The 24,707-nt window shown below is 71.6% G+C and carries 24 protein-coding genes; 9 read left to right on the top strand and 15 right to left on the bottom strand.

The window, feature by feature from the left end; translation table 11 throughout:
- Window positions 1-44: 44 nt before the first annotated feature.
- Complete coding sequence (locus tag OG303_RS12560) at window positions 45-665, top strand: TMEM175 family protein (protein WP_405867875.1); 621 nt, start codon at window positions 45-47, stop codon at window positions 663-665.
- On the opposite strand, the gene OG303_RS12555 is transcribed toward OG303_RS12560, so the two are convergent.
- Window positions 619-1,233, bottom strand: a complete 615-nt coding sequence (locus OG303_RS12555) for a 3'-5' exoribonuclease domain-containing protein (protein ID WP_405867873.1) — start codon at window positions 1,231-1,233, stop codon at window positions 619-621. The genes OG303_RS12560 and OG303_RS12555 overlap by 47 nt on opposite strands.
- Window positions 1,234-1,277: 44 nt before the next feature.
- Complete coding sequence (locus OG303_RS12550) at window positions 1,278-2,078, bottom strand: helix-turn-helix domain-containing protein (protein ID WP_405867871.1); 801 nt, start codon at window positions 2,076-2,078, stop codon at window positions 1,278-1,280.
- A 96-nt stretch (window positions 2,079-2,174) separates the two neighbouring features.
- Here OG303_RS12550 and OG303_RS12545 point away from each other — a divergent pair, with 96 nt between their 5' ends.
- Window positions 2,175-3,029, top strand: coding sequence for an SDR family oxidoreductase (locus tag OG303_RS12545; RefSeq protein ID WP_405867870.1), 855 nt, complete (start codon window positions 2,175-2,177; stop codon window positions 3,027-3,029).
- 212 nt (window positions 3,030-3,241) lie between these two features.
- Here OG303_RS12545 and OG303_RS12540 read toward each other — a convergent pair whose 3' ends face one another.
- Window positions 3,242-4,669: an MFS transporter gene (locus OG303_RS12540; protein WP_405867868.1), complete on the bottom strand. Its 1,428-nt coding sequence runs from the start codon at window positions 4,667-4,669 to the stop codon at window positions 3,242-3,244.
- A gap of 92 nt (window positions 4,670-4,761) precedes the next feature.
- Here OG303_RS12540 and OG303_RS12535 point away from each other — a divergent pair, with 92 nt between their 5' ends.
- Both OG303_RS12535 and OG303_RS12530 read left to right on the top strand, forming a co-directional pair.
- Entirely contained in the window at window positions 4,762-5,163 is a 402-nt protein-coding gene (locus tag OG303_RS12535; RefSeq protein ID WP_405867867.1) for a winged helix-turn-helix transcriptional regulator, read from the top strand.
- 123 nt (window positions 5,164-5,286) lie between these two features.
- A complete protein-coding gene (locus OG303_RS12530) occupies window positions 5,287-5,616 on the top strand; it encodes a hypothetical protein (protein WP_405867866.1) in 330 nt (109 codons plus the stop codon).
- A gap of 6 nt (window positions 5,617-5,622) precedes the next feature.
- On the opposite strand, the gene OG303_RS12525 is transcribed toward OG303_RS12530, so the two are convergent.
- From OG303_RS12525 to OG303_RS12495, 7 genes are all read right to left on the bottom strand, one after another.
- Window positions 5,623-6,045: an acyl-CoA thioesterase gene (locus OG303_RS12525; RefSeq protein ID WP_405867864.1), complete on the bottom strand. Its 423-nt coding sequence runs from the start codon at window positions 6,043-6,045 to the stop codon at window positions 5,623-5,625.
- A 79-nt stretch (window positions 6,046-6,124) separates the two neighbouring features.
- Window positions 6,125-6,757: a hypothetical protein gene (locus OG303_RS12520; RefSeq protein ID WP_405867862.1), complete on the bottom strand. Its 633-nt coding sequence runs from the start codon at window positions 6,755-6,757 to the stop codon at window positions 6,125-6,127.
- Window positions 6,758-6,911: 154 nt separating this feature from the next.
- Entirely contained in the window at window positions 6,912-7,511 is a 600-nt protein-coding gene (locus OG303_RS12515; protein WP_405867860.1) for a histidine phosphatase family protein, read from the bottom strand.
- 148 nt (window positions 7,512-7,659) lie between these two features.
- Window positions 7,660-8,874, bottom strand: coding sequence for a protein kinase domain-containing protein (locus tag OG303_RS12510; protein ID WP_405867858.1), 1,215 nt, complete (start codon window positions 8,872-8,874; stop codon window positions 7,660-7,662).
- A 3-nt stretch (window positions 8,875-8,877) separates the two neighbouring features.
- Entirely contained in the window at window positions 8,878-12,519 is a 3,642-nt protein-coding gene (locus OG303_RS12505) for a protein kinase domain-containing protein (protein WP_405867856.1), read from the bottom strand.
- Between the two features lie 4 nt (window positions 12,520-12,523).
- On the bottom strand, window positions 12,524-13,174 hold the full coding sequence (locus tag OG303_RS12500; protein ID WP_405867854.1) for a DUF7019 family protein: 651 nt from the start codon (window positions 13,172-13,174) through the stop codon (window positions 12,524-12,526).
- Window positions 13,175-13,283: 109 nt separating this feature from the next.
- A complete protein-coding gene (locus OG303_RS12495) occupies window positions 13,284-14,492 on the bottom strand; it encodes a pyridoxal phosphate-dependent aminotransferase (RefSeq protein ID WP_405867852.1) in 1,209 nt (402 codons plus the stop codon).
- A gap of 87 nt (window positions 14,493-14,579) precedes the next feature.
- On the opposite strand from OG303_RS12495, the gene OG303_RS12490 reads away from it, so the two are divergent.
- A complete protein-coding gene (locus tag OG303_RS12490) occupies window positions 14,580-15,206 on the top strand; it encodes a winged helix-turn-helix transcriptional regulator (RefSeq protein WP_405867850.1) in 627 nt (208 codons plus the stop codon).
- Window positions 15,207-15,289: 83 nt separating this feature from the next.
- On the opposite strand, the gene OG303_RS12485 is transcribed toward OG303_RS12490, so the two are convergent.
- From OG303_RS12485 to OG303_RS12475, 3 genes are read right to left on the bottom strand one after another with little or no spacing between them, the layout of a single operon-like run.
- Window positions 15,290-16,096 (bottom strand): hypothetical protein, encoded by an 807-nt coding sequence (locus tag OG303_RS12485; protein WP_405867848.1) that lies wholly within the window; start codon window positions 16,094-16,096, stop codon window positions 15,290-15,292.
- The gene (locus OG303_RS12480) at window positions 16,096-17,361 is read right to left on the bottom strand and encodes a VWA domain-containing protein (protein ID WP_405867846.1); all 1,266 of its coding nucleotides are present in this window, start codon (window positions 17,359-17,361) and stop codon (window positions 16,096-16,098) included. Before OG303_RS12480 ends, OG303_RS12485 begins: the two co-directional genes overlap by 1 nt.
- A gap of 45 nt (window positions 17,362-17,406) precedes the next feature.
- Window positions 17,407-18,927, bottom strand: a complete 1,521-nt coding sequence (locus tag OG303_RS12475; RefSeq protein WP_405867845.1) for an IucA/IucC family protein — start codon at window positions 18,925-18,927, stop codon at window positions 17,407-17,409.
- Window positions 18,928-19,021: 94 nt separating this feature from the next.
- Between OG303_RS12475 and OG303_RS12470 the strand changes: the two genes are divergently transcribed.
- From OG303_RS12470 to OG303_RS12460, 3 genes are read left to right on the top strand one after another with little or no spacing between them, the layout of a single operon-like run.
- Window positions 19,022-20,539 (top strand): IucA/IucC family protein, encoded by a 1,518-nt coding sequence (locus OG303_RS12470; protein WP_405867843.1) that lies wholly within the window; start codon window positions 19,022-19,024, stop codon window positions 20,537-20,539.
- A gap of 22 nt (window positions 20,540-20,561) precedes the next feature.
- Entirely contained in the window at window positions 20,562-21,476 is a 915-nt protein-coding gene (locus OG303_RS12465; protein ID WP_405867841.1) for a HipA family kinase, read from the top strand.
- Entirely contained in the window at window positions 21,473-21,766 is a 294-nt protein-coding gene (locus OG303_RS12460) for a SelT/SelW/SelH family protein (protein ID WP_405867839.1), read from the top strand. The genes OG303_RS12465 and OG303_RS12460 overlap by 4 nt, the downstream gene beginning before the upstream one ends.
- On the opposite strand, the gene aceB is transcribed toward OG303_RS12460, so the two are convergent.
- On the bottom strand, window positions 21,756-23,381 hold the full coding sequence (gene aceB / locus OG303_RS12455; protein ID WP_405867837.1) for a malate synthase A: 1,626 nt from the start codon (window positions 23,379-23,381) through the stop codon (window positions 21,756-21,758). The genes OG303_RS12460 and aceB overlap by 11 nt on opposite strands.
- Window positions 23,382-23,565: 184 nt before the next feature.
- Entirely contained in the window at window positions 23,566-24,174 is a 609-nt protein-coding gene (locus OG303_RS12450) for an NTP transferase domain-containing protein (protein WP_405867835.1), read from the bottom strand.
- A 216-nt stretch (window positions 24,175-24,390) separates the two neighbouring features.
- Between OG303_RS12450 and OG303_RS12445 the strand changes: the two genes are divergently transcribed.
- Entirely contained in the window at window positions 24,391-24,678 is a 288-nt protein-coding gene (locus OG303_RS12445) for a DUF5955 family protein (protein ID WP_405877221.1), read from the top strand.
- The last annotated feature ends 29 nt before the right edge of the window (window positions 24,679-24,707 follow it).

The raw sequence follows: 24,707 nt of genomic DNA, 5'->3' as shown, positions 1-24,707 counted from the left end.
AGTCGACGTCCGAGTCGGCGTCCGGGTCAACGGGGGAGAGCGTCATGAACGAGTCGGGCCGTGTCGAGGCCTTCAGCGACGGCGTCTTCGCCATCGCCATCACCCTGCTCATCCTGGAGATCAAGGTCCCGGAGGTGGGCGAACACGGCGGCCTGTGGCACGCGTTGGGAGCCCAGTGGCCTTCCTACGCGGCCTATGTCGTGAGCTTCCTGGTCATCGGCATCATGTGGATCAACCACCACCAGCTGTTCAGCTACGTCGCCCACGTCGACCGCACTCTGATGTTCCTGAACCTGCTGGTCCTGATGGTGGTGGCCGCGGTGCCCTGGCCGACCGCGTTGCTCGCGGAGTACCTCCGCCAGGACGCGGCCTCACATGTGGCCGCAGCGGTCTACAGCCTGGTCATGGTCCTGATGGCGCTCACCTTCCAGGCCCTGTGGTGGCACCTGACCCGCACCGGCCACCTCTTCGACAGCCGCGTCGACATCCCGGCGGCCCGCGCGACCCGCGCCCGCTTCGCCCTGGGCTCCCTGGCATACCCCGTCACCGTGGGCCTCGCCTTCGTCTCCGCCCCGCTCACGCTGGCGGCCCATGGACTGATCGCCCTGTACTACGGCTTCAACCAGGTACCGGTGCCGACTCATGAGGACCCGGCCAGTTCATGAGATGGGCGAGCAACTCGGCCTGCTCGATCGCATCGTCGAGAGCATGATGCGTGTGCCGTCGCCGCGACAGCAGGTGCCGCGGCATCGTCCCCTTGGCGACGGCCCGCAGGGGCAGCCCCGCCTTCGTCGCGTACAGCGTCTTCATGTCCAGGCAGCCCGAGTGCCCGAACGGGCTCGCCCCGGTGAAGCGGATCAGATACCAGTACAGGAAGGTCCAGTCGTACGAGGCCGGGTAGCCGCACATCACGGGCTGAGCCCCGGTGCTCACCTCGCGGACCCAGTCGCTGAACTCGTCCAGCGCGACGGCCGGTTCGCTGCCCTCGGTCCTCAGCCGATCCCGGTCCAACCCGCTGACCGCCAGCGCCTCCGGGACGAACTCCTCGCTGATCGGGCGGAGTTCGCGGTAGAAGGTCTTCTGCTCCGGGTCGGCGGCGGTGAATCCGTCGGCGTCGTGCGTACCGGCGACGGCGGCGCCCAGGCTGAGCATGGAGTACGGCCCCGGGATGGGGCCGTCCGCCTCGATGTCGACGGAGATGTAGCGACTGGGTTTGATGCGTCGTACTGCCATGAGCGTGCAGCATCGCAGGCGGACGCGGTCGCCCGCATCCGATTTCAGGCCGGGCGGATCGCCTGGCAGGGCGTGGCCTGTGGAAGGCGGCCGGTGAAGTAGGAGCGGGGCGGGACGCCCATCAGGGTGCGGAAGTCGGTCGTCATGTGGGACTGGTCGTAGTAGCCGGTGGCGGCGGCCAGTTCCGCCCAGGAGTGCGTGGTGGCCCGGTCCAGTACCGTGCGCACCCGGTTGATCCGGGCGTAGTGCTTGGGGGAGAGGCCGACGCCTTCGGCGAACAGATTGCGCAACTGCCGCTCGCTGACGGCGAGATCGCGGGCCACGTCGCCCACCTGCCCCGGGACACGGCCGCTGTGCAGGGACATCGCGTCGACGCCCGCGCGCACGAGTTCGGTGCGTGAACGGTCCGCGGCGGCGGCGAGCCGCTCGGGCAGCACGTCCGCGAGGTGGGCCAGGGCTTCCTCGGGCTCCAACCACCGCAGTTCGGTGGCGAGTCGACGGGCGTCCGGGCCGGGCAGGTCGGCCAGCGGCACTGCCCGGCCGAGCAGGTCGACGGCCGGGACGCCGAGCAGAGGACGGACGGTGCCGGGCGCGAGCCGCAACTCCACGCAGGACGCGCGACGTTTGCCACGGTGGTACGAGGCGCGGGCGCGCGGGCCGACGATCAGTGTGCTGCGGCTGCCGTTCTCCCCCGTGCGGACGACCACCTTGGTGGCGGGCTCCGGGAGATGCACGAACGGCTCCGTCGGCACATCGCCGACCGACACCGACCCGACGTCCGCGATCCAGGGGCGCAGCGACTCGGGCGTCGGCAGGACCTCGCGGGACACGGCGGCGTTCGTCACCCCTCCACCGTAAGCGCGCCGCCCGGCCGTCCGGGCCCCCGAACCGTGCCGGAATCTCCAAGAGATCCGGGCCGTGCGGCGGCCACCGTGGTGGACATGATCCTCGTGACGGGTGCCACCGGCACCATCGGCAGTGAAGTCGTACGACAGCTCGTGGCGCGCGGTGAGAAGGTCCGCGCCCTGAGCCGGGACCCGGCGAAGGCCCAGCTGCCCCCGGAGGTGGAGAGCATGCGCGGCCACCCTCGCGACCGGGCGTCGGTGGAGGCGGCGATGGCGGGCGTGCGGGCCGCTTTCCTGGTGGGCGTGTTCGGGCCGGACGACGCCGAGCACGACCGCGGCCTGGTCGAGGCGGCGCGGGCGGCGGGAGTACGGCGGATCGTGAAGCTGTCCGCCATCGGCACCGGCGACCCCCGGCTCGGCGTCTTCGGGACCTGGCATCTGCACGGCGAGGAGTCGGTCCGCGCGAGCGGGCTGGAGTGGACGGTCCTGCGCCCCTCCGCCTTCGCCTCCAACACGCTGACCTGGGCCCAGGCCCTCCGGGAGGGCATTCCCGCGCCCAACATGATGGGGGACGGACGCCAGGGCGTCGTCGACCCGCGGGACATCGCCGACATCGCGGTGACCGCGCTGCTCGAGCCGGGGCACTCGGGACGCACGTACACCCTGACCGGATCCGAGACGCTCAGCGCCCGCGAACAGGCCGCCGTCCTCGGCGAGATCCTCGGCCGGCCGGTGGAACTCCGCGACCTGACACCGGAGCAGCGCCGCGAACAGCTTCTCACCACCGGCCTGAGCGAGTCCTATGCGGACGGCCTCCTGGTCACCGCCCGCTTCATCCAGGACGGCGGCAACGACGTCGTCACCGACGACGTACGGCAGGTCCTGGGCCGGCCGGCGCGGACCTACCGGGAGTGGGCCGAGGACCACAAGGGGGAGTTCGGGGAGGCCTGAGACGCGAGGACGGGCGGCGGTCTCCGCAGCCCACCACCCTGGGGCAGCCGCGCCGAGCCAGCCGCGCCGGATCGGCCGCCCCGGGTCGGCCGTGTTGAGCCAGTCTTGCCAGGTCGGTCGTGCCGAGCCGGCCGTACCAGGTTGGTTGTGCCGGGGCAGTCGCCCATGCGTCAGCCGTGTCGAGCCAGTCGCCCCGGGGCAGGCGCGCCGGTTCAGTCGTGCCGGGGGCGGAGTGTGATCGCCGCCAGGGCGAGTGCCCCCGTTGCGATCAGCGTCGCCACGCGGAAGGCCAGTTGGTATCCCCCGGCCGTTGCCTCGACCAGCTCCGTGCCCCGGCCGAGCAGGTCGTCGGTGCGACTCGCCGCCAGTGTCGTCAGCACCGCCAGCCCCAGCGAACCCCCCACCACCTGCGTGGTGTTGAACAACCCCGACGCCAGCCCCGCGTCCTCCTCCCGCGCCCCCGACATCGCCAGCCCGGTCAGCGCGGGCATCGCCGCGGCGAACCCGGTGGCGAGCAGGAGCAGCGGCGGCAGTACGTCGGTGACGTACGAGCCGTCGACGGGGGCGCGGCTCAGCAGGGCCATTCCGGCGATGATGAGCACCAGTCCGGCCGGCAGCACCCGGTACGCGCCGAACCGCCCGATCGTCCGCGCCGACAGCCCCAGCATCAGCGCCCCGATCGCGATCGGCGCCGGCAGGAACGCCGTGCCGGTGAGCAACTCGCCGTACCCCAAGACGCGTTGGAGGTACAGCGCGCCGATGAACTGGAAGCCGTACATCGTCCCGATCATCAGTACCTGGACGCCGTTCGCGCCGCTCAGCAACCGCGAGCGGAACAGGCGCAGCCGCAGCAGCGGCCGGGCGGCACGGGCTTGGCGGACGGTGAACGCCACGAACAGGGCAAGGGCGAGCGCGGCCAGCAGCAGGGTGGCGGTCAGGCCGCGGTATCCGACGCCGACGATGACGTACACCGTCAGCATCAACGCGCCGGTGACCAGCGCCGCTCCCGGGTAGTCGGCGCCCCGGCCGAGACCGGCACCGTTCTCCGGGGCGAGGACGCGGAGGGCCGCCAGCAGGGCGACGACGCCGATCGGGAGGTTGATCAGGAAGATCCAGTGCCAGTTCAGGGCCTGCGTGAGCGCCCCGCCGAGGAACGTGCCGAGTGCGCCGCCCGCCGCGCCGACCGCGCTGAACACCGCGATGGCCCGGGCCTGTTCACGCGGCTCGGGGAACAGCGCGACCAGCATGCCGAGCACCACGGCCGAGGTCATCGCCCCGCCGACACCCTGCACGGCACGCGCCGCGATCAACAGGCCCTGGCTGGTGGCCACCCCGCACAGCACGGACGCCGCGGTGAACACGGCGAGCCCCGCGGCGAACATCCGCTTGCGGCCCACCAGGTCGCCGAGCCGCCCGACCAGCAACAGCAACCCGCCGAACGGGATCAGATACGCGTTGACGACCCATGCGAGCCCCGGCCCCGAGAACCCGAGGTCGCTCTGGATGGCCGGCATGGCGACCGTGACGATGTTGCCGTCCAGGATCGTCATCAGGGTCCCCGCGCACAGCACGACGAGGGACGCCCAGCGGGAGTACGTTCGTGGCAGCGGGCGAGCCGGTGACTCGATGAGGGACGACATGACGGGTTGACCTCCGCGATCTCCAAAGGTGCACGACTTGTAACAGAGGCCATCGTGAGTGACCCTGGAGAGCGGCGTAAGGAGGCAGTCCCATGTCCCAGAGGAACACCGGTGTTACCGCCCAGGTCGTGAACGCGCACGCGTGCCCGGTCCGCGAAGTTCTTGACAGGGTCTCCGGAAAATGGAGCGTCCAGATCCTGGTGGCCGCCGCGCACGGCCCGATCCGCTTCACTGAACTGGAGCGCAGCATCGAGGGCATCAGCCGCCGCATGCTGACGCTCACCCTGCGCAACCTTGAGCGCGACGGCCTGGTCACCCGCACCGTCCACCCGACGGTCCCGCCGAAGGTGGAGTACGAACTCACGCCGGTGGCCCGGGAGTTGCACGAAACCCTGCAACGCCTGACCGACTGGGCCGAACGCAACCGCGTCTACATCGCCGAGTCCCGCGCGGCCTACGACGGCGAGCGCGAGCCCCAGCCGGCCGACGCGTAGGTCTCCGGTGGTCGGGTGGAGTTCGGCGTAGGTTCGTCGTAGGGAGAAGATCACTGCACGGCTGGCGGCACCCGCCACACCCTCGCCCCTGCTCCGGAGCTGCGACCGTGGCAACCGGCCGACGTGCTCGCGCTGGGCGGCCTGCGTGGTGACAAGACCCTGCGGCGCCGGACGAGTTGGGCCGTCGAGGACGAGCACGAGGACGATGCCGCCCGCTGGGTGCGGGACCAGCAGCGGGGCGGGGAGACGGGCACCCGCTTCGCCTCCGCCGTCGAGGAATCCCCCACCGACGCACGGGAGGGACCGCCCGTCGGCCATGTCGTCCTCGAACGCCTCGATCCCGCCCCCCGTCGGCCGGGGTCGGCTATTGGACCGCCGCCCACGCCCACGCCCGCGGCCCCGCCCGCCTTCCCGCTCGACGGCCATGTTCAGGTGCGGGCGCGGGAGAGTTGACGCGGTTCAGAACCCGAACAGGCTCGGTTCCGTCGCCAACTCCTTGAAGTACGCGTGCGGTTCGGGGACCAGGCGCCGCTCCTTGAGGTCCAACAGGCCGCCGACGGCCGTGATCTCGGCCGCCACCGTGCCGTCCGTCTTGCGGATCGTCTGCTCTATGCGGAACGTCTTGCCCTCGCCCCAGTCGAAGCTGCACGTCACCTCGACCTCGTCGCCCGCGATCAGCTCCCGCCGGTAGCGGATGGTCGTCTCCAGGGCCACCGGGCCCACGCCCCTGTCTATGAGGCCCGACTGGCTGATCCCGGCCGCGCGGAGTAACGACCAACGGGCGTGCTCCGCGTAGTTGATGTACACGCTCTGGTTGAGGTGACCCTGGACGTCCGTCTCGTACCCGCGGACGGTCACCGGAACGGAAAACGCTTCGCTCACTGCTTCCCCTTCTCGCGTTCGATCCCGCATTCGATCGATCTCGCATTCGATGCGGCGGCCACCGATCTTGGCACGGTTGTCATGCCCGGCGTGGGGATGCCAGCAGATAGCGCGCTCTCGTCCGCGGCTCGGTGTGCTCGCCGACCTGCCACCCAGCCCCTTCCAAGGTGGCCGCGCAGGCCCGCAGCGCCTCGGGATCCGGCTCGTGCACGGAGACGGCCTCCGGCTGCGGGGTCCCGCGCACCCGGTAGCCCGCCGGGTCCGGGCCGGCCGGACGGTGGCCGGCCGCCTCCAGGGCGAGCGCGGCGGCCTGCACCAGATGCGTGCGCTCCCAGCCGCACGGCCGGTCCGTGACACCGTCCGCGCTGGTCATCCGACGCAGCTCCAGCAGCCCCTGCCAGGCACTGCGCACCTCGCGCGCGCGAGCGGGGCCGGTGTCCGGGGGCTCCTCCTCACCGCCGACGCGCGCGGCGAACACGCCGGGGGCGGCAGGAGTCCCGGTCTCGGGCGTGGGCGTCGCCGGCTGCTCGGCCTCCCGTATGCGATGCCCGGCCGGCGTCAGGAAGTGGTCGTGCGGAGGCCGCGGATGCCGGAAGGCGAACCCCCACTTCACCAGCGCCGCGAGCTGCGGCTGCGTACCCTTCAGCCGCCCGGTGACGGGATCGGCGGCATCGATCACACGCCGTTGAGCAGCGGTCGGCGGTCGTGACATGGCGTGCTCCTCCCCGGCGCCGGACCTCCTGGTCCCACCTGCTCAGAAGGCTACGACGCGGGTCTGACAACGCCGGTGCGCCCCGTGTCTCAGGGCTTGTCCGAGCCTCAGATCCTGGCCGACGCTTCCCCGCCTGCCGGGCGTCGCCCGGTGCTCACGCCTCGGGCCGCACGTTCCACCCCGCGATCACCGGCCGCCCGTGCTCCGTGCCGAGCCGGCACACCGTCCCCGTCGCCAGCTGGAACAGCGCCCCGCCCGAGGCCGGCAGCCCCAGCCGCCGGGCCGTGAGCACCCGTAGGAAATGACCGTGGGCCACGAGCACCACGGACCCCTCGGTGTTGTCGAGCGCCGCGCCCACCTTGGCGAGCACGCGGTCCGCGCGCTCGCCGACCTGCTCGGCGCTCTCCCCGGGGTGGTCCGGAGGACCGGGCTCCACCCCGTCCCGGAACAGGAACCAGTCCGGCCGGGTGCGCTGGATGTCGACGGTCGTGATGCCCTCGTAGCCGCCGTAGTCCCACTCCCGCAGGTCCGGGTCGACCTGCACCTCGCGCAGCCCGATCAGTTCCGCCGTCTCGCGTGCCCGCTCCAGCGGACTGACGAACACCGCCCCGATCCGGTGCGAGCGGATCAGCGGCGCCAGCCGCCGAGCCTCCTCGCGGCCGCGCTCGGTGAGCGGAATGTCGGTCCAGCCGGTGTGCCGTCCGGACCGCGACCATTCGGTCTGGCCGTGCCGGACGAGGAAGACATCACCCATGGGTCACAGGCTATGGGCCCAGCGCTCCAAACTCCGTGAGGTCACGCTCGCGCAGTTCCTTTCGGGCGTCGACCTCCAGGCGCGGCGTGGGTGGTCCGGCGGGAGGCTGCTCCAGGAACCGAGGGAAGCGGTACCGATACGCGCGGTGTCACAGTGCCTGCCGCAACCGCCGGGAGAGGACGGACGCCGAGGCCGGCGCGGTGTCGGTCACCTCGTCGAGGCCGGCGTCGATGACCTCGGCGAGTTGTCGGGGAATCGACTGGAGGCGTTCGCGTACGGGAACCGGAGGTTTGTCCCGTACGACGTCCACGGGATCCGCGTCGGGAGGGAAGTCGCGGGGCAGGGCGCCGGTCAGCATCCAGTACAGGCTCGCCGTGACCGCCCACAGATCGACGTCGGGCCGCGCGTACTTGTAGTCGATGAGCTGGCGACGCGGCATGAAGGCCAGGCTCCCGCCGATCGCGCCTGTCCGCGTACGTCCTGACAGGCCTGCCTTGTCGAAGGCCTTGGCGAGCCCGAAGTCAGCGATCTTCAGGACCCGTTCGCGGCCTGTCCCGGTGAGCAGGAGATTCTGCGGTTTGACGTCGCGATGGACCAGACCGCGCCCGGCCGCGAGCTGCCCGTCGGCGAGCCGCACCGGAATCTCCGCCTCGTGCGCGTAGGCGAGGCCGTCCAGGGCTTGGAGCACCAGCGGCACGGCCTCGTCGACGGCGAGCCGCCCACCCTGTCGCAGAACGAGGTCGGCGACGCTGCCTCCGGCGCAGTACTCACAGGTGAAGCAGACCGTGCCGTCGTGGGCGGCGCTGCCGTGGTACCGGACGATGTGCGGATGCCGTAGAGCCTTCGTACAGTCGAGCTCGCGCAGGAACGCGTCGCGTGCGGCCGGGTCGAGGTGGCCGTCGTGGGTCAGCGTCTTCGCGGCGACGAGTCTGCCCGACGCCGTGTGCCGGGCAAGATGAACCACACCCTGAGCACCGCGCCCCAGCTCCCGCAGAGTGCGCAGCCCGGGCTGGAGTTCGGTGCGGTCGTCGGTGCCCAGAGCGATCCGCACGGTCGTCTCGCCGATCCGCAGTTCGTCCCCGTCCTTCAGCTCTCGTTCCCCGAACGCCTCGCCCAGGCGTTCATCGTTGACGTACGTGCCATTGCGGCTGCCCAGATCGCGTACGTACGCATGCGGTGGCCTGACCTCGACCTGGCAGTGCCGACGGGAGACCTTGCGCTGCTCGCCGGCGATACGGATCTCGCACTCCGGCCCGCGTCCGAGTGCGCGGGACGCACGGTCCGTGTACACGTACTCGTCGGTGATCTCGGCATCGTCATCGGCTCGACCCGTGACCACGACGAGCGCCAAGGACCAGGTCACCGGTCACCCACCGTCCGCCGGCGGGAAGTCGAAGTCCCAGGCCAATTCCCAAGCTGCCAGGCCCGAGCCCAGGTCCCCGGTGGCGAGCAGGGCGCCGTTCCGGCTCAGCAGTGTGTGACTGACGGCTGTTCGGTGGCCGTCCAGCGTCCGCAGGCAGCGCCCGGAGCTCACCTCCCACACACGTACCAGGCGGTCGGTGCCGCCGGTGACCGCGAAGGTGGCGTCGGCGCTGAGCGCGAAGGAGCGGAAGAGGCCCGGCAGTGGCAGTGGCAGTGAGTGGAGCACCTGCCCGGTGGCGGTTTCCCACACGTTCAGGGCTTTGTCGCCCGGCGATGCGGCGTATCGGCGGTCGGCGCTGAAGACGACGATCGGATGGCCGAGGGACGAGCCGATGAACGTGCCCATGGTGCGGATCGAATACCGGAACGTGCCGGTGGCCACGTCCCACGCGGTGACGAACATGTTCGAGGAGAGGAAGAGGGTCTGACCGTCCGCGCTGAAGTCCGGGCGTTCCCTGCTGGTGCGCGACGTCAGTGTCCACGCGGGGCGGTCCGAGTCCGGCGTCCACAGATGGACCTCGTTCTCGTTGGACGGCCTCCCGAAATGGTTCGCCTGCGGATGCGTGCCACCGTGCGAGGCGGCGTACCGGCCGTCGGAGCTGAGCGCCACCGCTCCGACCTTGCCGCCGTGCGCTCGTAGCGTGCGCAGGATCTGGCCCGCGGGCAGGTTCCGCAGCTGCAGGGTGCCGGTCTCGTCGCCGATCAGGATCCGGTCGCCCGCGGGGGTGAGAGCAAACGTGCTGGCGGGGCCCGTCTCGTCCGTGAACAGGCGCTTGCTGCCGTCCTCGAGGCTCAGCTGCCGGATCGTGCCCCGGGTGGTCCGGACTGCCAACAGGTTTCCCTGCAGGGCGAATTGGATGTCCCGCGCGCTGCCGCCCTCACCGTGGTCGAAGGTGTGCAGTCGCTCGCCGTCGGGGAAGTTCCAGACGTCCACCTCGCCGGTCCAGCGGCCGGTCGCCGCGATGGCGCCGTCTTCCCGGAGGGCCAGTGTCGTCGGCTGGGTGAACTCCCCATGTCCGTCGTAGGTGTACAGCGGCCACGCGCCGAACATGGTGGACCTGCGGCCGCGCGCGCCCACTTCGGCCCACGTCCCCCGAAGCCGCGGGTGACGGGCGAAGCCGGGCACTTCCTGGGCGGACCTCAGGACGTCGGCGGCGGGGGCGAACCTGCCCTGCTCCGTGAGGTCGTGCGCACGGTCCATCAGTTCGCCGAACACGTCCGCCGCAGTGGTGAGTTCACGGGCGGGTCTGGGCCGCGCGTAGCACCACGGTGCGTGATAGTCGGGGGCGGGAATTGACCGCACCGTGACCTGACCCAGTTGTCCGCTCCGGGACCAGCCGTGACCCCTGCCGAGCACGGCGACATGGCCGTCCGCGCTGACCGCCGTGGCGTATACCCGGCCGGCGGGCGGGTCGAGCGTGCGCAGGCTGCGACCTGTCGGCGCGTGCCACACCTGGGTCGGATCTCCCCAGTCCTGGACGGTCAGGAAGACCGGTCCGGCCGAGGCGACCGCCATGGACATCACGTGGCGCAAATGGTGCGGCACTTCGCTCACGACGGTGCCCTGCCGTGCGTCCCACAGGGTGAGCGGCCCCTCCCACCAGGCGACCACCGCGCACCGGGCGTCGGGGGAGACGGCCGCCATATCCATCGGGCTGGTGTGCACCGGCTCGCCGTGCAGCGTTCCCCTCATCGGCCCCGTGAGCGTGGCGACACAGCGCCTGCCGGCCACGTCCCAGGTGCGGACCTTGCCGTCCCGGCCCCCGTCGCCGAACGACGCGGACAGGGCCCTGCGGCCGTCACGGCTCAGCGCCAGCGAGGTGATCGTCCCGAGGTGACCTTGCCAGGCGGTGACCAGCTGCCCCCGCTCGGTTTCCCAGACCCGGATCAGGCCGTCCTGGTGCCCCGTCGCCACGTACCGGCCGTCGCCGCTCACCGCGGCGCTGACCGCGGGCCCCCCGTCTCCGTGCGGCAATCCAACTCCACGGCGGGCCCGGTCCAGGTCCCACAACTCGACGATTCCGTCCCGCCGGACGGTCACGCCGAGCGCGCCCGCCGCGTCCATGGCGACGACGTCGACCGGCAGCCCGCGCCGGGTCAGCGTGCGTCGCACGCGCCGTCGCTGACGCTCGCCCGGCGTCCACAGCAGCAGCCCGCCCGCACGGTCGCCGGCCAGTGCCCGGTTACCGTCCGCGCTGACCGCGACCGCCGACACCGGCCCGGTGTGCCCGTCCAGGTCCGCGCGGATCGGCGGCGGGCGACGCTCCCACTCGGCGAGCGCCGCGGCGGCGTCGGTCGAGTCCGGATCGGCGGCGACCGCTTCCCGCAGCAGTTCCCCGGCCCGCTCGTTCTCGTGGCGCTCCAGTTGTACGGAGCCCAGGAGCAGGGCGCCGAGTCCGGCCGGGGCGTCGGTGTCGGCCGTGCGGGCGGCCTCCAGGTCCGAGACGACCTCCTCGCCGGTGCACTTTCCCGAACGCCACCGGTGCAGGCCGAAGTTGTACACCGTCGGCAGGCGGTGCGGATCGGCTGCCACCGCCCGTCGCCACAGTTCCTCGGCGTCCTCGGTCCTGCCGAGGTCGAGGAGGGAGAGAGCCTGGTTCGACAGGCCGTCGGACAGCAACTGCGCAGCCTTGGGCGCGGGCCGCTGATGGTCGGTGCCGAGGGCCTCGCGGTACACATCGCGCAGCGTGGCCGCCGGTTCGCCGAGCCCGGACGGACGGTCCGCCGGGTCCTTGGCGAAGCACTGGCGCAGCAGGGCCGCCACCGTGGGCGGGACGGCCGGGACGCGCGCGTCGTCGGCGCCGCCTTCGCGCAGGAAGTTCTCCAACACCTCCCCGGCGAGCTGGCCGTAGCGGGTCGGCAGGCGCCCCGTGAACATCTCGAGCACGCTCACCGCCCAGGACCACACGTCCGTCGCCGTGGTCAGGCGCGTTGTGCGGTGCCCAGCCGCGGCGGCAGCCTGTTCCGGAGAACAGTAGGCGCGCGTCCTCCCGCGGAAGCTGACCGTGCCCGGGTCCTCTCGCGGACGCTGCGCCGTGAGTTCTTCGTCGGCCGCCCGTGCTCCGGCCAGGCCGAAGTCGGTGACCTTGGCCGTACCGTCCGGTTCGAGCATGACGTTCGCCGGTTTGACGTCCTGGTGGACGAGCCCACTGGCGTGTGCGTACTCAAGTCCCCATGCCATCTGAATCGCGATGTCGAGGATGCGACCGAGTGCCGCCCGGTGGCCTTCCTCGTAGAGACTCCCGCTGCGTACGGCCTGCGCCAGGCTGCCGCCGTCGACCCACTCCGCGAACACCCGGGGCGCCCCGTCGACGGTGCGGACGTACACACAGTTGACCGTGTGCGGATGCAGGCCGAGTCCCACCCATGTACCGGCCTCGGTCTCGAAGCGGCCGAGGCCGTCCGGCGTGCGCACCAGGTCGGGCCGCGGAGTCTTCACGGCCAGGTCCACCTGCCAGCCGCGGTGCCGCACCCGGTGCACCAGACCCATGCCCCCGCTGTGCACCACGTCGAGCACCTCGTACAGCCCGAGTACGACATCACCCGGCTCCCAGACCGGAGTCGCCTCGCCCGCCTCGCCCGCCACGGCCTCAGTCGGCGAGCGCGACGAAGAGCGGGCTGCCGAGCAGCACCGTCATGCCGTGGTGCGCGTCGAGTTCGGGGTACGGACTCGGCCCGTGCAGCAGGCGTTTGGCGAGGAACTCGACTTCTTGATCGGTGCCGCGCATCATTCGGTTCGCCCGGTGGACCGAAGCGAGTGCCTCCGGAGACACCGCCTCCTCGCCCGGGGTTCCCAGGGCGGCGAGCGCCGCGAGCATTCCCGGCATGGTCGACGGTGCGAACGCCTGGTCCTGCTCGGCCGACGCCGAAGTGGGGGTGCCGAAGACATGGCCCCTCGCGCCGCCGAGCCCGACGATCGTGTGCTCGGTGTGGCCGCCGAAGTAGACCAGCGGCGTTCCGCCGGGGGACAAGGGCCCCCACCGCATGAGTAGCCGACCCCGGAAGTACTGGCCGGGCTCGTCGACGGTGCCCACGTCGCCGAAGTCGTCCAGATGCCGGACCACTCGCTCCAGACGTGTCACCCGGTCCGACGCCTCTGCCTCCACGCTGTGCCTGGCGTTGACGAACTTCAGGCTGAAGCCGACCTCGGTGGTGCGCCGGCGCGAGAACCCCGCGTCCACCTGCGGGAGCAGCATGTCGACCTTGGCATCGCTGATGTAGACGTAGTACCGCACCGACACATGGACTCCTTCACCTGGCGGAGCATCCCTCACTACGCCAGGTTACTGGGTGACCACCACTGAACTGGGGTGTCACGCACCACCGTTGATGCGGTGGGGGGTCTCCCTGCTACTGCCGATACCCGCTCAGGAACCGCCCGATCCGCCCGATCGCCGCCTCCAGGTCGTCCGCGTGGGGGAGGGTGAGGATGCGGAAGTGGTCCGGGGTGGGCCAGTTGAAGCCCGTGCCCTGGACGACCTGGATCTTCTCCCGCAGCAGCAGGTCCAGGACGAACTTCTCGTCGTCGTGGATCTTGTGCACCTTGGGGTCGATGCGCGGGAAGGCGTACAGAGCGCCCTTCGGCTTCACGCAGGACACCCCGGGGATCTCGTTCAGCTTCTCCCAGGCGACGTTGCGCTGTTCGTGGAGGCGGCCGCCCGGGGTGGTCAGATCGCGGATGGACTGGCGGCCGCCGAGCGCGGCCTGGATGGCGTACTGGGCGGGCGCGTTGGCGCACAGGCGCATGGAGGCCAGCATCGTCAGGCCCTCCAGGTAGTCGCGCGCGTGCTGCTTGGGGCCGGTGACGACCAGCCAGCCCGAGCGGAAGCCGGCCACGCGGTAGGTCTTCGACAGGCCGCAGAAGGTCAGGATCACCAGGTCGGGGGCGAGCGCGGCGGCCGAGTGGTGCACGGCGTCGTCGTACAGGATCTGGTCGTAGATCTCGTCGGCGAAGACCATCAGGCCGTGCCGGCGGGCGAGGTCGAGGATGCCCTCGATGATCTCCTTCGGGTAGACCGCGCCGGTGGGGTTGTTCGGGTTGATGATCACGACCGCCTTCGTGCGGGGCGTGATCTTCGACTCCATGTCGGCCAGGTCCGGGTACCAGTCGGACTGTTCGTCGCAGAGGTAGTGAACCGCCTTGCCCCCGGCGAGAGTTGTCACCGCGGTCCACAGGGGGAAGTCCGGGGCGGGGATCAGGATCTCGTCGCCGTCCTCGATCAGCGCCTGTACGGCCATCGAGACCAGCTCGGACACGCCGTTGCCGAGGAACACGTCGTCCACGCCGACCTCCAGGCCGAGCGCCTGGTAGCGCTGGGCGACGGCCCGGCGGGCGGAGAGGATGCCGCGCGAGTCCGTGTAGCCGTGCGCCTGCGGGAGCATCCGGATCATGTCCTGGAGGATCTCCTCCGGCGCCTCGAAGCCGAACGCCGCGGGGTTGCCGGTGTTCAGGCGCAGCACGCTGTGGCCCGCCTCCTCCAGCGCGTTGGCGTGCTCGATCACCGGACCGCGGATCTCGTAACAGACCTCGCTGAGCTTGTTCGACTGCCGGAACTCCATGCGCGCTCGCCCCTCCGGTTTCGTGTGTTGCTTGGTTTTACCAAGTTCGAGCTTGGAAAGTCCAACAACATGTCTAGACTGCGTCGCATGTCACGACGCCGAAGCTACGACCAGTACTGTTCCGCCGCCCGCGCCCTCGACCTCGTCGGCGACCGCTGGACCCTGCTGATCGTCCGGGAGCTGCTGGCCGGTCCACGCCGCTACACCGACCTGCACGCGGACCTGCCGGGCGTGAGCACGGACGTACTCGCCTCGCGGCTGAAGGACATGGAACGGGACGGGCTGTCGACGCGGCGCCGGCTGCCGCCGCCCGGTGCGGCGTATGTGTATGAACTCACCGAGCGGGGGCGGGAGTTGCTGCCCGTGCTGCAGGCGCTGAGCGTGTGGGGGCAGGCGGAGCTGGCGGAACGCCGGCCCACGGACGCCCTGCGGGCGCACTGGTTCGCGCTGCCTGTGCTGCGCTCGCTGGAGGGGGAGGGGCTCGTCGAAGTCTGTTTGGAGGAAGGGGACTTCCACCTGTACGCCGGTGCCGTCGACGGTCCGGTGTACGGCGACGGGCCCGCTCCCTCGGAGCCCGACGCGCGCCTGGTCCTGGACGCCGAGACGTGTACGGCCGTCAGCCGCGGGGAGTTGAGCCTCGCCGAGGCGGTGCGGAGCGGGCGAGTCGAGGTGAGTGGGGACGGCACACTCGCGAAGGCGCTCCGGGAGGCATGACGCAGGCCCGCCGCGCCGATGCGCGACGGGCCTCCCGGCTCCGGATTCCGACGGGCCTCCCGGCTGCGGACTTTGACGAGTTGTCAGGCGCCCGGCGGGATCCGTGCGGGTCGCCCCGAATTTCGCGTCAGCGCGTAGCCGCCGACCCCGGCCAGCGCGGCCAGCACACCGCCCAGCGCGGTCCACACCCAGCGGTCCGACCACCAGCCGGACTCCCAGCCGTCCTCGGGCTCGATGCGGGACAGCACGGCGGACTTCGAATCCCCGTCGCTCTCATCGGACTTGGAGGTCACCGCGATCCCCGGCACCAGGGGCTCGGCCAGCGAACCGTCGACCGCCGCCGAGCCGCCGATGTCCTTGGAGCCGACCTGGACCGAGCTGTCGATCGGCTGCCCCAGGTCGGCCGTCGCCAGATTCACCACGGTCAGCCGGATGTAGTACGTCCCCGGCAGCGGATCGTCGGCCCACTGCTCGGACCAGGAGCGGACCGTGCGCAGGGTGCAGGACAGGCCGACCGAGGCCGAGCCCTGGGCCGCGGTGCGCGTCTGCGTCCCGTACTGGCAGGCCTGGCGGCGCCGCAGCCCGTCGTACACGTCGATCTGCCAGGTCTGGGCGGCGTGCGCGTCCGGAAGCTTCACCGTCGCCTTCACGGTGGGGCGCTGTCCCGCGTCCGCGGGGAACGACCAGTACAGGTAGTCACCCGTGGAACCGCTCGCCGTGGCCTGCTGCCCCTGCTCGATCTCCGTCGCCGTACGGAAGGACGTGCCCGCGCTGGTCGGCGCGGAGCTGTCCTCCGAGGCGCTGGGCGACGGCGAGGAGTCGGCCGCCGCGGGACCGGCAGCCAGCCCCAGCGTCAGCAGGGCCGCGCTCAACACATGTGTGATCCGCATCAGTTGGTCCTCCAGACCGCGACCCGCCAGCGTGACACCCAGCCCCACAGCAGACCGGCCAGGAAGCCGACCAGCACCAGTACGCCGAGCAGCCACCAGCCGCGCCCGAGGCCGAAGGAGGCCACGTCGCTCGCCTGCGACGGACCGTCGACCACGTCCACTGTGAGTTCGAGCGGCAGGCCGGGCGTGGTCTTCACACCGGAGGCCGCCGAGAAGGAGTTGGTGACCTGGAGGCACACGGTCTCGGCCGGCGCGTCGTCCTCGTCGCTCTCCGCCGTCGGGTGGCGCAGGCCCGTGGACACCACGTCCGTACGGCCGTTGCCCGTCGCCTCGCCGCGTACGATCTCGCGGCCGTGCACGGTCACCGCCCTGAGCAGCACGCCGTAGTCCAGGCTCACGGCCCGGTCGGCCGCCACGCTCACCGAAGCCCGCAGCTCCTGACCGGGGTTCACGTCGACACGGTAGAAGCGCTGCTGCCCGAACTCCTCGCGGTCGGTGTACAGACCGGACTTGAGGGTCGGTGCGTCGGTGCACTGCGCGGCGCCCTCGGTGGCGACCGGCGTCACCACGGGGTCGGCCGCGCGGTCCACCAACTGGTTGACCTTGTCGGTGAGTTCGTCGGTGTGCTCGACCGAGGTGTACGTGCCGCCGGTCGCCTCCGCGATGCAGCTGAGCTGCTTGCGCATCTTGGTGTTCGGGACCAGGCCGAGCGTGTCGATGGTCATCCCGATGCCCTTGGCGGCGATCTCGCGGGCCACCTCGCAGGGGTCGAGCGGCGCGCAGGTGTCCTCGCCGTCGCTGATCAGCACGATCCGCTTGGAGCCGTCGCCGCCGTTCAGGTCGTCGGCCGCCTTCAGCAGGGCGGGGCCGATCGGCGTCCAGCCGGTGGGCGAGAGCGTCGCGACCGCCGACTTGGCCTCGGTGCGGTCCAGCGTGCTGACCGGGTAGAGCTGCGCGGTGTCCTTGCAGCCCGTCTTCTGGTCGTCGCCCGCGTAGTTGGCGCCGAGCGTGCGGATGCCGAGCTGGACCTCCTCGGGCGTCGCGTCCAGCACCTCGTTGAAGGCCTGCTTCGCGGCGGCCATCCGGGTGCCGCCGTCGATGTCCCGGGCCCGCATGGACCCACTGACGTCGAGGACGAGGTCCACCTTCGCGGTGGCCTCGCCCGTGGGTTCGCCGGCACTCGCCGCGACCGGGTGGGCGAGCCCGGCCGCCAGGGCGGCGAGCAGGGCACACACTCCTGCCGCCAGCCGTTGTGTTCTGATCATCGGCGGATCTTATTGATCAGATGCGCCGGGCTCCAAAACGAGCCGTCACCGTGCCTGCCCGCGCAGGGGGTTGGGCAGCATTGCCCACTGGTCCCCGGGCATCCCCGGCGACATCCGCATCAGCGTCAACGCCTTCGTGGGCAGCGGCTCCTCGACCAGCGCGACCAGGTCGGGGGTGCGCGGCAGATCGCTTACGGCCGTCTCCAGCGCCCCCCGGAGTGCCGCCCGCGAACCCGCCGTACCCGCGAGGGCGCCCGCCACCAGCGACCCGAACAGCTTGCGCCGCAGCGTCACCACGTCGTCCGTGACGATCCGTCCGGAGAGATCCGGAACCGGGATGCCGCGCCGGGCCAGCCTCGCCGGGCTGACGCGGATGTCGGCGAGGTCGCGGTAGACCAGCCGCAGCGGGGCACCCGTCGCCGAGAGGACGACCAGCAGGTTCTGGCCGTGCGCCTCCAGAGCCACTCCCAGCTCAAGCAGGCGCAGGCCGACGGTGAGGGTGAGGCGGGTGAAGTCGGCGAGCCAGGCGGGGGATTCGGGCAGCGCGGTGGTCGCGAGCGCGGCCACCGGCACGACCCGCTCGCCGCGCTCCGTCGAGGCGTACGTCTGCGGGGACTCCCGCAGCACGGTGGCGAGGTCGGGGGAGTCGGCCGTGGCCGCGCCCAACGTCCGTGTGACGTGCAGCAGTCCGTCCGTGCGCGCCGCCAGAGACTCCGCGAAGGACGACAAGGTCGCCGACAGCCCGATCGAGTAGACCGAGATGTCCCGCACCGAGGACGTCAGCCGGGCACTCAGCGCGGTCTTGACGTGCGGCCCGCCGGGCACCGCGAGCGTGCGCAGGGACATCAGTGGATGCGCGGTGATCTTCTCCTCGCACGTCCGCTTGAGCACGTGCACTGCCTGCCATGGATGCACCGGGAGCAGCAGCCGTTCCCCGTCCCGCAGTTCGTCCGGCCACACCCCCGTCACCAGGCACTCGCCCGCCCGGACCGGCAGCATCCCCAGCTCGACCGGCGACCGGTGCTCGGGCCCGTAGGCGAGCTGCTCGGCCACCGAGAAGCCGGGCCGGGAACGGCAGTTGGGGTGATACGGGTGCCCGTCGACGATCCGCTGCTCCCACTCCCAGTCGACCGCGGGCCACTCCTCCGGGTGATCCGCCGGGCCGGGCTGTCCCGCCCGCGACAGCGCCAACGACGCGACGCTGTGCCCGAGTTCGGCCGCGAAGTCGACGCAGTGGGGTACGGCCAGGTCGGTCATCAGCCGCGCCGGATGGTCGTAGTCCACGTCGTCGAGCCGCACGACGGTGACGTACGCGGCGGTGGCGTACGGATCCGGGGCCGGCCCGTGCAGCCGGCGGCCGTCCCGCAGGCGCAGGGTGAGGCCGTCCCGGCCCGGATCCCGGCCCGTGATCCACGGCAGCGGCTCATGGGTGAGTGCCCGCCACAGCCGGCTCAGCACGGCGGCGCGGGCGCCCGGCAGCTCGGCCGCGTACCGTGACAGGAGGGCCGGGCGCACGGCGGCGAGTTCCTCGGCGACCTCGGCCTCCGCGGGGTGGGGACGGTGCACGGGCGGGCTCCTCGGGTACGAGTAGTGCGTCATGGACCGGGGGTGACGGCATCCATACTGATCGTCTCCGCCCGTACGGATCTTCAGGGAACGAGTGGATCGCTTGGACCTCATGCCCCCGCCCGCCGGTGCCGACGCCACCGCGCGCGACGACGTGCCGGACCGCGCCGACGCCTACGCGGCCGCCCCGCTCCTCAACTGTCTGTTGCGCGAGGTGGCTCAGCCACTCGGCGGGTGCGGAGCCCGCAGGATGTACCGGCTGCGCGGCGTCGACCGCCTGCTGCGCGTGCGGGGCGAACGGCGGCCCGCCGAACCCGAGGTGTACGCGGCGGGCCACTGGCACCACATCGGCCACACCGAACTCGTCAAGCTCGTGGCCGAGGAACTGCGCCGCCACACGGGCCTGTCCAACCACGAGCTCCCCGCCGAGATGATCGACAGCCGCGACGCGGTGGCCGCGCTGCTCGCCGCCCGCGCGCGTGCGACGGCGCCCGAAGACCCGTATCAGCGCTCGGAGCAGTCCCTCATCACCGGTCATCCCTACCACCCGGCCCCCAAGGCGCGCGGCGGTGGCCCGGTCGCCGGCTGGCTGCCCTACGCCCCGGAGGCGCACGCCCGTTTCCCGCTGGTGCTGCTCGGCGTGCGGGCCGACACGGTCGTCGAGGAGGGCGACACCTCGGCGCTCGACGCCCTCGGCGAGGCCCCGCCCGGCTACCGGCTGCTGCCCGCCCACCCCTGGCAGCTGGACCTCGTGGACCTCGCGCCCGCCTTCGCCGACGGGCGCCTGATCCGGCTGGGCACGACCGCCTTCGACGCCTGGCCGACGGCCGCGGTCCGCACGCTGTACGCCCCCGAGCGCGACCTGTTCCTGAAGTTCAGCCTCGACGTGCGCATCACCAACGACATCCGCCGGCTGTGGCGCCACGACCTGCTGAAACTCGGCCGTACGAATGGAGCGGCGGCCGCCGCCTTCGCCTCGATGGGCGGACCCGCGGCCTGGCTGAGCGACCGTGGCCACCGCACCGCGGACTTCGCGTTCGAGGAGCTCGCCGTCCTGGTCCGCGACGGACTGCACGGCCACCTGCTGCCCGGCGCGACCCCGCTGCTCGCCGCGGCCCTGGTGGAGGGGTTCGAGGGCAGCCCGCTCGCGAGCACCGCCGACCCGGCGGCCTGGTGGGAGGCGTATCTCGGGGCGGTCGTACCTCCGGCCCTGGCCGCCTTCGCCGAGCACGGCGTCGTCCTCGAAGCGCATCTGCAGAACACGCTGGTCGCCGTCGACGCCGACGGCACCCCGGTGCAGGCGCTGTTCCGGGACGCCGAGGGCGTGAAGCTGTTGCCGGACGTGTCCCGCGCCGCCGGCTGGGAGCGGCTCGTGTACTGCCTGGTCGTCAACCACCTCACCGAGATCGCCGGCGCCCTGGCCGAACACCACCCCGGCCTCGACCCCTGGCCCGCCGCACGCCGCGAGTTCACCCGGCACGACCTCCCCGAGATCGCCGGGCTGCTCACCTCGCCGACGCTCCCCGGCAAGACGAACCTGCTGTTGCGCTGGACGGGGGCGGACGGCGCCGAGGCCCGCTATCTGCCGCTGCCCAACCCGCTGGCCGGGTGAGCGCTGACTTACCCTGGCGGGTGTGCTGCGCGATGTGACTGCTGTTCGATACGTGACCCCACTGCGGGCCGGCGGCTCCGTGCCCGCGGTCGTGGAGGCCGACGACCTGGGCACGTACGTCGTCAAGTTCACCGGCTCCGCGCAGGGCCGCAAGGCGCTGGTCGCCGAGGTGATCGTCGGCGAACTGGCCCGCGCCCTCGGGCTGCGCTTCCCCGAGCTGGTCCTCGTCCACTTCGACCCGGCGATCGCCGACGACGAACCCCACCAGGAGGTGCGGGAACTCCACCTGGCGAGCGCGGGACTCAACCTCGGCATGGACTTCCTGCCGGGCGCGAAGGACTTCACGCCGGAGGTCGCGAAGAGGTTCCCGGTCGACTCGGCGGAGGCGGGCCGGATCGTCTGGCTCGACGCGCTGACCGTGAACGTGGACCGCACGGTCCACAGCTCGAACCTCATGGTGTGGCCCACGCTCGGCACCGTGCCGCCGCACCTGTGGCTCATCGACCACGGCGCCGCGCTCGTCTTCCACCACCGCTGGGACGGGTCGGACCCCGGCAAGCGGTACGACTTCAGGCATCACGCCCTAGGCCACTACGCCCCCGACGTACGGGCGGCCGACGCGGAACTGGCGCCGAAGGTGACGCGGGAGCTGCTGCGGGACATCGCGGCGGAGGTCCCCGACGGCTGGCTGGCCGACGAGGAGGGCTTCGCGACCCCGGACGACGTCCGGACGGCGTACGTGGACTACCTGCACGCGCGCGTGCGGGCCTCCGCGGACTGGCTCCCCACCGACTTCCCCACCCGGGAGGAACTCGCCGCCGAGGAAGCCCATCGCGCGGCGAAGACACAGCAGGGCCGTCCGAACTGGCTGAAGCGGGTCCCCGACCTGCACGGCGAACCGGCGGCGGAACAGGATTGGTCGGTGCACCTCGGATGAGTCCCGTCGTACAGATCGAGTACTGCACCCAGTGCCGCTGGCTGCCCCGCGCGGCCTGGCTGGCGCAGGAGCTGCTCACCACCTTCGAGGCGGAGCTGGGCGAGCTGTCGCTCAAGCCCGGCACCGGCGGCGTCTTCGTCGTGCGGGTCGACGGCGAGGTGGTCTGGGACCGCCGCGAACAGGGCTTCCCGGAACCGACGGCTGTGAAGCAGGCCGTACGCGACCGAGTGGCCCCGGGAAGGTCCCTGGGCCACTCGGACAAGGTCGCGCAGGAGGACGTCAGCCCCTGAGCTGCTCGTACGCCGGCAGCGTCAGGAAGTCCGCGTAGTCGGCGTCGAGGGAGACCTGGAGCAGCAGGTCGTGGGCCTGCTGCCAGTGTCCGGCCGCGAAGGCCTCCTCGCCGATCTCCTGGCGGATGTCGGACAGTTCCTCGGCGGCGACCTTGCGGGCCAGTTCCGGGGTGGCCTTCTCGCCGTTCTCGAACTCGACGCCCGCGTTGATCCACTGCCAGATCTGCGAGCGGGAGATCTCCGCGGTGGCCGCGTCCTCCATGAGGTTGAAGATGGCGACCGCGCCGAGCCCGCGCAGCCAGGCCTCGATGTAACGGATGCCGACCTGGACGGCGTTGACCAGGCCCGGGTACGTCGGCACGGCCTTCAGAGAGTCGACGGCGATGAGGTCGGCGGCCTCGACGTGGACGTCCTCGCGCAGCCGGTCCTTCTGGTTCGGCCTGTCGCCGAGAACCTTGTCGAAGGACTCCATGGCGATCGGGACCAGGTCGGGGTGGGCGACCCAGGAGCCGTCGAAACCGTCGTTCGCCTCGCGGTCCTTGTCGGCCTTGACCTTCTCGAAGGCGACCTTGTTGACCTCTTCGTCGCGGCGGGACGGGATGAAGGCAGCCATGCCGCCGATCGCGTGCGCTCCGCGCTTGTGGCAGGTGCGGACGAGGAGTTCGGTGTACGCGCGCATGAACGGGGCCGTCATCGTGACCGCGTTGCGGTCCGGCAGGACGAACCTGGCTCCGCCGTCACGGAAGTTCTTCACGATGGAGAACAGGTAGTCCCAACGGCCGGCGTTCAACCCCGAGGCATGGTCGCGGAGTTCGTAGAGGATCTCCTCCATCTCGTACGCGGCCGTGATCGTCTCGATCAGGACGGTGGCGCGGACGGTGCCCTGCGGGATGCCGACGTAGTCCTGCGCGAAGACGAACACGTCGTTCCAGAAGCGGGCCTCCAGGTGCGACTCCGTCTTCGGGAGGTAGAAGTACGGGCCCTTGCCCAGGTCCAGCAGACGCTGGGCGTTGTGGAAGAAGTACAGGCCGAAGTCGACCAGGGCGCCGGGCACTTGGGTGCCGTCGGCGTCGACGAGGTGCCGCTCGCCCAGGTGCCAGCCGCGCGGCCGCATGACGACGGTGGCGAGTTCCTCATCGGCCTTGAGGGCGTACGACTTGCCGCTCACCGGGTCGGTGAAGTCGATGTTCCGGGTGTACGCGTCGGCCAGGTTGACCTGACCGAGGACGACGTTCTCCCAGGTCGGCGCGGAGGCGTCCTCGAAGTCCGCGAGCCAGATCCGGGCGCCCGAGTTGAGGGCGTTGATGGTCATCTTGCGGTCGGTGGGGCCGGTGATCTCGACCCGGCGGTCGTTCAGGGCCGCGGGGGAGGGGGCCACCTTCCAGGAGTCGTCCGCGCGGATCGCGGCCGTCTCGGGGAGGAAGTCGAGCGTGGAGGTGCGGGCGATCTCGGCGCGGCGCTCCGCGCGGCGGGCGAGGAGCTCGTCACGCCGGGGCGTGAACCGGTGGTGCAGTTCGGCCACGAAGGCGAGGGCAGCCTCGGTGAGGACCTCCTCCTGCCGCGGCAGCGGCTCGGCGTCGACGATGGCCAGCGGGGACGGCGCTGGTGCGGACATGAGCTGTCACTTCCTTCAGCGGTGGCACCGGGTGCCAGTCGAACCGGGTACGGCGAGGAGCACCCCTGGAGCGGGAGGGCGCTTCTGAACAGTGGATACTAGTTTCCTCATCGTGGAACTTCAATAGTTTGTTGATGTCGAGATTCTCCGGGTCGAGGGAAGGTGGCGCTCGGTGCCACCATGCTCACTCAAGGTGGATCAGATCGGCCGCCGTGTCGATGTCGTACGGCCGTGCCACGTCCCCGCACTCGACGAGTGTGATCGCCGACTCGCGCGCCGTGAGGTAGGCGCGGGCGCCGCGGTCCCCCGTCGCGGTCTCGGCGATACCCGCCCAGTGCACGCTGCCGAACAGGACGGGATGGCCGCGTACACCGTCGTAGGCGGCCGACACCAGCGAGGTCTCGTCCCGGTACGCGGCCAGCACCCGTCCGACCGCCTCCGGTCCGATCCCCGGCTGGTCGACGAGCGAGACGAGGGCGGCGCCGGCCCCTGTCCCGGCGAGCGAGTCCAGCCCCGCCCGCAGTGAACTGCCCATGCCCTGCTCCCACTCCGGGTTCTCCACGAGCACGCACCCCTCCAGCCGTGCCCGCTCCCGTACGGCGTCGCCCCGCGCCCCCAGGACCACGTGGACGCGGGTGCAGCCGGCCGCGCGCAGCACACCGACCGCGTGCTCGACGAGCGGCCGCCCGCGGTGTTCCAGCAGTGCCTTGGGCCGCCCGCCGAGCCGTCGCCCGCCCCCCGCGGCGAGGAGCAGCCCGGCGACGGCGTTTTCGACGTCCTTGTTCTCCGTCATGCGTCCTGCATACCTGACGCCCGGGCGAGTGCCCGGTTTCCAACGGTTGAATTTCGGTCCGCGGAGTGGCGCACCCGGTATCGGGTGGCGTTTACTGACCCGCGTCCCCCGGCGCCCGACCAGTGCCACGGGGGTGCGTTGCGGGATCGCGTAGGGACTGCGCACAAGGATGTGCGAGGGGGGAGAGCTGTGTTGCGGAGCTTGGGGCAGAGGCCAGTGACCGGCAGCGACGAGGATCTGAGGGTGACGGAACTGCGGACCGCGGTGTCCCGGTTGCGCCGCGAACTCGCCGCGCACCCCGCCGAGTTCCCCGACCGCGGCATCGCCGAGGACGAACTGGCCGCTCTCGCCGCGATGACGATCGAGGGAGCCCCCGAAATCCCGCGCCTGCGACGGTCGTTGCTGCTGATCGCCGGGGCGATCGGGTCCGTGAGCGCACTCGCCCGGGGACTGACCGACGTGCGCAACGCGGTGGACCTGTTCGGGGAGCCGCCGCGCCGCTGAACCGTGGCACGAGGGCGTTCCACCGCCGG

The sequence above is a fragment of the Streptomyces sp. NBC_00005 genome, assembly GCF_045160215.1.
Classification (GTDB): Bacteria; Actinomycetota; Actinomycetes; order Streptomycetales; family Streptomycetaceae; genus Streptomyces.
This window is presented reverse-complemented; position numbering and strand designations above follow the sequence as displayed.